7 protein-coding genes are annotated in these 7,202 nt (G+C 71.4%); 5 read left to right on the plus strand and 2 right to left on the minus strand.

The features are described from left to right. A partial coding sequence (locus tag ACFWPS_RS53560; RefSeq protein ID WP_383721777.1) for an MFS transporter occupies positions 1 to 1,435 on the minus strand: 1,435 nt, incomplete at its 3' end. Positions 1,436 to 1,643: 208 nt separating this feature from the next. On the opposite strand from ACFWPS_RS53560, the gene ACFWPS_RS53565 reads away from it, so the two are divergent. Further along, positions 1,644 to 2,300 (plus strand): TetR/AcrR family transcriptional regulator, encoded by a 657-nt coding sequence (locus tag ACFWPS_RS53565; RefSeq protein WP_383721779.1) that lies wholly within the window; start codon positions 1,644 to 1,646, stop codon positions 2,298 to 2,300. Here the strand turns inward: ACFWPS_RS53565 and ACFWPS_RS53570 are convergent. Then, entirely contained in the window at positions 2,284 to 3,324 is a 1,041-nt protein-coding gene (locus ACFWPS_RS53570; RefSeq protein ID WP_383721781.1) for a zinc-binding dehydrogenase, read from the minus strand. The genes ACFWPS_RS53565 and ACFWPS_RS53570 overlap by 17 nt on opposite strands. Positions 3,325 to 3,608: 284 nt before the next feature. On the opposite strand from ACFWPS_RS53570, the gene ACFWPS_RS53575 reads away from it, so the two are divergent. The 4 genes from ACFWPS_RS53575 to ACFWPS_RS53590 form a co-directional block, all read left to right on the plus strand. Further along, the gene (locus ACFWPS_RS53575) at positions 3,609 to 4,319 is read left to right on the plus strand and encodes a response regulator transcription factor (RefSeq protein ID WP_383721783.1); all 711 of its coding nucleotides are present in this window, start codon (positions 3,609 to 3,611) and stop codon (positions 4,317 to 4,319) included. Between the two features lie 304 nt (positions 4,320 to 4,623). Then, positions 4,624 to 5,853 (plus strand): cytochrome P450, encoded by a 1,230-nt coding sequence (locus ACFWPS_RS53580; RefSeq protein WP_383721785.1) that lies wholly within the window; start codon positions 4,624 to 4,626, stop codon positions 5,851 to 5,853. A gap of 32 nt (positions 5,854 to 5,885) precedes the next feature. Next, entirely contained in the window at positions 5,886 to 6,083 is a 198-nt protein-coding gene (locus ACFWPS_RS53585; protein WP_383721787.1) for a ferredoxin, read from the plus strand. Then, a partial coding sequence (locus ACFWPS_RS53590; RefSeq protein ID WP_383721789.1) for an NAD(P)/FAD-dependent oxidoreductase occupies positions 6,080 to 7,202 on the plus strand: 1,123 nt, incomplete at its 3' end. The genes ACFWPS_RS53585 and ACFWPS_RS53590, both read left to right, overlap by 4 nt.

Consider the following 7,202-nt stretch of genomic DNA (forward strand, 5'->3'; position numbering starts at 1 on the left):
ACCGAGATCTTAACTTGACTTGTCGTAGGCAGCGTCTGATGTGTCTCAGCGCCTGGGCCAGGACGGCCGCGCCCGCGCCGATCGCCATGACCACCTTGAAGCCGTTCTCGGAGGGCAGGGTGGCGCTGCCGAGGCTGATGGTCAGCTGCGACAGGACCACCCCGGCGACCGCGCTGGCCACCGACGTGCCGATGGACCGCATCAGCGTGTTGAGGCTGTTCGCCGCCGCCGTCTCCGAGGCCGGGACCGCGCCCATGATCAGCGCGGGCATCGCGCCGTACGCGAAGCCGACACCGGCACCGATGATGCAGGAGACCAGGATCAGGTGCCAGACCTCGGACATCAGGACGATGTTGAGGCCGTAGCCCGCGGCGACGATCACCGCGCCGATCATGAGGGTGATCTTCGGGCCCCTGGTTTTGGTGATGGCGGCCGAGACCGGTGCGAAGGCCATCATCACCAGACCCTGCGGCGCCATCACCAGACCGACCGTCAGCATCGACCTGCCGAGGCCGTAGCCCGTCTGGGTCGGCAGCTGGAGCAGCTGTGGGAGCACCAGGGACATCGCGAACATCGAGAAGCCGAACGCGATCGAGGCGAGGTTGGTGAACAGCACCTGGCGGCGGACCGTGGTGCGCAGGTCGACCAGCGGCTGGGCGGTGCGCAGTTCGAAGAAGCCCCAGGCGAGCAGCACGGCGACCGCGAGCCCGAACAGGCCGAGCGTGGTGCCGCTCGTCCAGCCCCAGTCGGCACCCTTGGAGACGGCGAGCAGCAGCGAGACCAGGCCGACCGCGAGGCCCACCGCGCCGACCGCGTCGAAGCGGCCGCCCGAGCGCACCTTGGACTCCGGCACCAGCAGCATCACCAGCGCGAACGCGACGACACCGAGGGCGGCCGAGGTCCAGAACAGCACGTGCCAGTCGTAGTGGTCCGCGATGAAGGCCGCGGTCGGCAGGCCGAGGGCGCCACCGACGCCCAGCGAGGCACTCATTAGTGCCGTCGAGCCCGCGAGGCGCTCCGGCGGCAGTTCGTCGCGCATGATGCTGATGCCGAGCGGGACCACGGCGGCCGCGAGGCCCTGGAGGCTGCGGCCGACGATCATCGGGACCAGCGAGTCGCTCAGCGCGGCCACCACCGAGCCGGAGACCAGCAGCACCAGGCTGACCAGCAGCATCAGCCGCTTGCCGAACATGTCGCCGAGACGGCCGGCCACCGGGGTGGCCACGGCGGCGGCCAGCAGGGTCGCCGTCACCGCCCAGGCCGCGTTGGACGCCGAGGCGTTCAGGTACTTCGGCAGCTCCGGGACGATCGGGATCACCAGGGTCTGCATCAGCGAGACGGTGATACCGGCCAGGGCCAGCACCGCCACCACCGCGTTCGGACTGGTTCGCGCGGGTCGCACGGACCCGGCGGGCCGGACAGGGGCTTCGGACATGGGAGGGGGCCTCCGTAGGCAGGGCAGGGGCGACTGGCCCATATTTAAGTCAGTCGCTTGACTTACTGTACTGGCAGGGTGTCACCGCATTCAGCGGCCCTGCCGCGTAGGCTTCTTCGGCTGGACCCCGCCGCTCGGGGCGGGGCCCCGGTACGGCTTGCGGGACCGGTCGTTCCGGGTGGTGCGCGGTCCCGGAGCGGTGGTGGGCATGGCGGGCAGGACGGCGCGGGCGGACCAGGTCAGCGCGACACGGGAGGCCATCCTGGCTGCGGCGGAGCGGCTCTTCGCCGAACAGGGCGTGTACGCCGTCTCCAACCGTCAGGTCAGCGAGGCCGCCGGCCAGGGCAACAACGCGGCCGTCGGCTACCACTTCGGCACCAAGGCCGACCTGGTCCGCGCCGTCGCCGCCCGGCACTTCGACCGGATCGAGGAGATCCGGGTCCGCCTGCTGGCCGAGGTCGGCGACTCCGACGACGTGCGGGACTGGGTGGACTGCCTGGTCCGCCCGATCACCGAGCACCTCGCGAGCCTGGGCAGCCCCACCTGGTACGCCCGCTTCTGCGCCCAGGTCATGACCGACCCCGCCCTCTACGACATCATGGTCGAGGAGTCCCTGGCCTCGCCGTCGCTGCGTCTGGCCGTCGACGCGCTGAACCGGCGGCTGCCGGAACTGCCCGCCGAGGTCCGCACCGAACGCGGCCTGATGGCACGGACGCTGATCCTGCACACCTGCGCCGAGCGCGAGCGCGCCCTGGCCGAGGGCACCGCCACTCCACGCGCCACCTGGAGCGACGCGGCCACCGGGCTCGCCGACGCGCTCCTCGGGCTGTGGCTGGCGCCCGTCTCCGCTACGCGTCGAAGGTGACGACGACCTTCTCCGCGGCCCCCGGAGTCAGCGCCAGCCGGAAGGCCCGGTCCACCTCGGTGAACGGGACGCGGTGGCTGATCAGCTTCGCGAACCGCTCGTGGTGCTCGACCAGTTCGGGGGTGACCTCGAAGATCTCCGTCGGGTAGCCCTGCGAGGCGACGAGGGTCAGCTCGCTGCGCAGCATCCCGCCGAGGTCGATCTCGCCCTTCTTCTGCACGGCGACCATCACCAGCCTGGCGTGCCACTGCGCGTTGGCCACCACGGTGTTGAAGACCGCCGGGGCACCGGCCGCGTCGATGAAGACGTCGGTGCCGGGGCGCGGCTGGCCCAGCGCGTTGGCGCTCTGCCCGTGCAGCTCGGTCAGCCGCGCCGTGACGTCCTCCTCCGCGGAGTTGATCACGGCGTCCGCGCCCACGGCCAGCGCCTTCTCCAGCCGGGCCGGGATGACGTCGGCGACGACCACGTGCCGGACGCCCCGCAGCTTCAGCCAGATCGCCGCGCCCAGCCCGATCGGTCCGGCGCCGAACACGACCACCTTGTCGTCCGGTGCGGCCTCCGAGCGGTTGACCGCATGCCGGGACACCGCCATCGGCTCGTTCAGGGAGGCGACCTCGAACGGCACGGTGTCCGGGAACACCGCGACACTCCGGCCGACCTCGGCGTTCTCGATCAGCAGATACTCGCTGAGGGCGCCGTACCGGCCGCCGCAGCCGATGATCCCGGTGGGTGCGTCCTGGGGGTTCACCACCACCCGGTCGCCCACCTTCAGCTCCGTGACCTCGGCGCCGGCCTCGACGACCTCGCCGGCCGGCTCGTGGCCCAGGGCGATCGGGACCAGGTCGCCGCCGAGGTGGGCGCGGGCGGGCATGCCGCCCATGTGCAGGAAGGTGACGTCGGTGCCGCAGATACCGCCCGCGCGGATCCTCAGCAGCACGTCCTTCGGGCCGGGCACGGGACGCTCGACGTCCACGACCTCGATCCTGCCGACGCCGCCGGTCTGTACGGACTTCATCGTGGCCATGGGTGACTCTCGCTTTCTGGTGGTGCCGTGGTGGTTCGTCGGGCCGTGCGGCCGAGGAGGTGTCCTCGGGCCGGTCGCCGTGCCGGGGGGAGTGGGCCGGCGACCGGCCCGAGGGCCGCGCCGGTTCCCGTCCCCACGGGCCCGGCGCCCGGGCCCGCCGTAGGGCAGGCCCTCGGGGCGGTCTCCGCTCAGAACGACCCCGATTACTTGAGTTAGGCAAGCATATGTGGCTTACTTGAGTCAAGCAAGCGAATTGCCCGCGCTTCGAACGGATGGGCCACCCCATGTACGGCACCTCTCCCGCGCCCCAAGCGCTCGCCCGTGGCAGCGGACAGCGGCTCCTGGTCGCCGCCGGTGACCCGGACACCGCCGAACTCCTCACCTCCACCCTGGAGTTGGCGGGCTACCGGACCAGTGTGGCGGGCAGTGGCGCCGAGGTGGCGCGGCGGCTCGCGGAGCACCGGTTCGGCCTGGTCGTCATCGACGCCGAGCTGTCGGGCCTGGACGACCTCGCCCAGGGCGGCCGCTTCAAGCCGGCCTACCGGCCGCCGGTCCTCCTGCTGGCCGCCTGTGAATCCCTGGCCCGGTTAGTGCCCGAACTCGGCACCGGCGAACGGGACTATGTCACCAAACCCGTCCGGATCGCCGAGGTCCTGGCCCGGGTCAAGGTCCTGCTCAGGGCCGTGGGCGGCGGTGGCCGGCTGGGCGGCACGCTGGACCATGCCGACCTGGTCCTGGACGAGGGCACCTGCCGGGCCCGCCGGGGCGCCCGCATCCTCGACCTCACGCCCGCCGAGTACCGGCTGCTGCGTCATCTTCTGGTCAACGCCCCCAAGGTGCTGTCCAAGGAGCAGATCAGCCGCTATGTCTGGGGCGAGTTCCGGGGCGACAACGCCATGGAGCAGCTGGTCTCCCGGCTCAGACGCAAGGTCGACCGGGGCGGCCCCGCGCTGATCCACACCAGGCGGGGCTTCGGCTACTGGCTGGGGGAGTAGCCGGGGTCCGGGTGCCTGCTTCGCGATGGAAGCCACGAGCAAACGCCCGGCGATCGTCTCGTCCGTCGGGCGGGGGCACCGGGGCAGCGGAGCGGCCGACCGCCCGGGCGTGCGTGCGGTATCGCCTGTTGCCTCAAGTTCACTTATTTATAAGTGAGTTCATAAAGTCCGTCCGATACGCGGGTTATGGCGACGATGCTGTCCTGAGACCTGGATCACGTCAGCTCGATGTCAGGGAACTGACCGGAAGCGGTCAGCCCATTCTGTTTGCATGTGCTCATCCCCCCACCCCGAGGAGACAGCGATGGCCGACACCCTGACCGGCAGCGCACCTGGCCCGTCCGCACCGGTCCCCGCGTTCCCGATGCCCCGGTCCACGGGCTGCCCCTTCGACCCGCCCCCCGGCCTGAGCACCGCCCAGAAGGAGGGACCGCTCACCAGGGTCCGGCTCTGGGACGGCAAGGACTACTGGCTGCTCACCCGGTACGACGACCAGCGTGCCGTGCTGCTCGACCCCCGGGTCAGCGCCGACCTCACCCGGCCCGGATACCCACTCCAGGCCCCCAGCAACGGCAAGAACAACATCAGCTTCATCCTGATGGACGACCCCGAACACGCCCGGCTGCGCCGCATGGTCACCGCGCCGTTCGCGATCAAACGCGTGGAGGCGCTGCGCCCGGCCGTGCAGAAGATCGTGGACGACCTGATCGACGAGATGCTCGCCGGCCCGAAACCCGTCGACCTCGTCGAGGCGTTCGCCCTCCCGGTGCCCTCGCTCGTCATCTGCGCACTGCTCGGAGTGCCCTACGACGACCACGGCTTCTTCCAGGAGAACAGCAAGATCCTCATCAAGCGGGACGCGGCCATGGAGGACCGGATGGCCGCCCACGGGAAGCTGATCGCCTATCTCGACGAGCTGATGGGCGAGAAGACGGCGCACCCCGGCGACGACCTGCTCTCCGGGCTGGTGGCCCGGGTGGAGTCCGGCGAGCTGACCCGGACCGACGCCGCGCAGATGGGTGTCCTGCTGCTGCTCGCCGGGCACGAGACCACCGCCAACATGATCGCCCTCGGCACTCTCGCCCTCCTCGAACACCCCGAACAGCTGGCCCTGTTGCGGGACACGGACGACCCGAAGCTGATCGCGTCCGCGGTGGAGGAACTGCTCCGCTACCTGAGCATCGTGCACGGCGGCCGGCGCCGGGCGGTCCTGACGGACATCGAGGTCGCCGGCCAGGTGATCCGGGCCGGCGAAGGCGTGATCATGCCCAACGACATCGCCAACCGCGATCCGGAGGCCTTCCCCGACCCCGACCGCCTCGACCTCACCCGCGACGCCCGCCGTCATGTCGCCTTCGGCTTCGGCGTCCACCAGTGCCTGGGCCAGCCGCTGGCCCGGATGGAACTCCAGGTCGTCTACGGCACCCTCTACCGCCGCGTGCCCGGCCTAAGGCTCGCCGCCGGCATCGGCGAACTGCCCTTCAAGCACGACGGATCCGTCTACGGCGTCTACGAACTCCCGGTCGCCTGGTGACCGGGGCCCCCACCCACAGCGAGGAGAACACCATGCATGTCGAACTGGACGAACCGAAGTGCGTCGCATCCGGGCAGTGTGTGCTCGTCGCCCCCGAGGTGTTCGACCAGCGCGACGAGGACGGCATCGCCTTCGTCCTGGACGGGAAACCCGCCGGGGACACCCTCGACGCCGTCCGTGAGGCCGTGGCGATCTGCCCGGCCGCCGCGATCCGACTGGTGGAACAGTGAACCGGATCGTGGTCGTCGGCGCCTCCGCGGCCGGACTCGCGGCGGCCGAGACGCTCCGCCGCGAGGGCTACGACGGCACGCTGACCCTCGTCGGCGACGAGCTGCACACCCCGTACGACCGGCCCCCGCTGTCCAAGCAGGTGCTGTCGGCCGAATGGGCGCCGGACCGGGTGACGCTACGGGCACCGACCGAACTCGACTCGCTGGGGCTGGAGTTGCGGCTCGGGGTGGCGGCGGACGGGCTGGACGTGGCGGGCCGTACGGTGCGTCTGGCCGACGGCTCGACGGTGCCCTACGACGGGCTGATCGTGGCCACGGGGGTGCGGCCGCGCCGGCTGCCGGGGGAGGGCGCGCATGTGCTGCGCACCCTCGACGACGCGCTCACCCTGCGGGAGCGGCTCGGTCCCGGGCAGCGGCTGGTGGTGGTCGGCGCCGGGTTCCTCGGCGCCGAGGCCGCCGCGGTCGCCTGGCGGCTGGGGGCACAGGTGACCCTGCTGGAACCGGCGCCGGTGCCGCTCGCGCACGCGGTGGGCGAGGAGGTGGGCCGAGTGCTGTCCCGGGCCCATCTGGAGCGGGGCGTGGACCTGCGGACCGGGGTCGCGGTGACCGAGGTGACCGAGGACGGGGTGCGGCTCGCCGACGGGGCGGAGATCGAGGCCGACGAGGTGCTGGTGGCGATCGGCTCGCTGCCCAACGTCGAGTGGCTGGCCGACAGCGGGCTGACCGTGGGCGACGGGGTCGTCTGCGACGAGTACTGCGAGGCCGCGCGAGGGGTGTACGCGGCGGGCGACGTCGCCCGTTGGTACAACCCGTTGTTCGGGGTCTCGATGCGGATCGAGCACCGGACCAACGCGGCGGAGCAGGGGATGGCCGCGGCCCGGAATCTCCTCAGTCCCGTGGCACGCAAGGCGTTCGCGCCGGTGCCGTACTTCTGGTCCGACCAGTACGACATGAAGATCCAGGCGTACGGGTACCTGCGGGGGCATGAGGAAGTGCGGGTCGTGGAGGGGGAGTTGGCGGCGGGGCGGTTCGTCGCCGCCTATCGGAGGGGGGAGCGGTTGAGCGGGGTGCTCGGGGTGGGGGTGGGGCCGAGGGTGATGCGGGGGTGGCGGCAGGCTA

It is taken from the genome of Streptomyces sp. NPDC058457, from assembly GCF_042720695.1.
GTDB lineage: Bacteria > Actinomycetota > Actinomycetes > Streptomycetales > Streptomycetaceae > Streptomyces.

Bases quoted from the DNA above. Each gene is read 5' to 3' on its own strand.
- ACFWPS_RS53585 (WP_383721787.1), top strand. From the start codon at position 5,886: ATGCATGTCGAACTGGACGAACCGAAGTGCGTCGCATCCGGGCAGTGT.
- ACFWPS_RS53570 (WP_383721781.1), bottom strand. From the start codon at position 3,324: ATGGCCACGATGAAGTCCGTACAGACCGGCGGCGTCGGCAGGATCGAG.
- ACFWPS_RS53580 (WP_383721785.1), top strand. From the start codon at position 4,624: ATGGCCGACACCCTGACCGGCAGCGCACCTGGCCCGTCCGCACCGGTC.
- ACFWPS_RS53575 (WP_383721783.1), top strand. From the start codon at position 3,609: ATGTACGGCACCTCTCCCGCGCCCCAAGCGCTCGCCCGTGGCAGCGGA.
- ACFWPS_RS53565 (WP_383721779.1), top strand. From the start codon at position 1,644: ATGGCGGGCAGGACGGCGCGGGCGGACCAGGTCAGCGCGACACGGGAG.